A 364-nucleotide genomic window follows, 5' to 3' on the forward strand; every position below is an offset into this window, starting at 1 on the left:
TATATAAGTAATGCTGAATATATATATAATGATCTGCATTCTATTCAAAAAGATGATGGGTTGTCGGATGTTATTGACCTTCTTGATGAGGATCTACTACAGATAAAATATCTAAATGGCTCTATTGTTGATGTTGGTTGGTATCCTTCTTTTGACGAGAGTGGTTATTTTAAAGTTATGTCTATTAGACGTGATGACTGGGAGAATCCCATTTACTCTAGTACTTTAGGGTTTAACCTTAACCAGTTGTTGGAAGAAATTAAAATAGCCATATCAAAAATTTAGCTATTGGCCCACTTAGTTTCTAAAGTGATAATATAAGCCGCCTTTCTGGCAGTTTATATTTTCATGATTTATAATTCTG

At 32.1% G+C, this 364-nt stretch carries 1 protein-coding gene; it reads left to right on the forward strand.

Translation table 11 applies throughout. The annotated features are described in order from the left end of the window. On the forward strand, window positions 1-285 hold a 285-nt coding region (locus V1952_RS22595), incomplete at its 5' end, for a hypothetical protein (RefSeq protein WP_420075642.1). Window positions 286-364 lie beyond the last annotated feature (79 nt).

The organism is Yersinia sp. 2542 StPb PI, from assembly GCF_048593855.1.
Taxonomy (GTDB): Bacteria; Pseudomonadota; Gammaproteobacteria; order Enterobacterales; family Enterobacteriaceae; genus Yersinia; species Yersinia enterocolitica_E.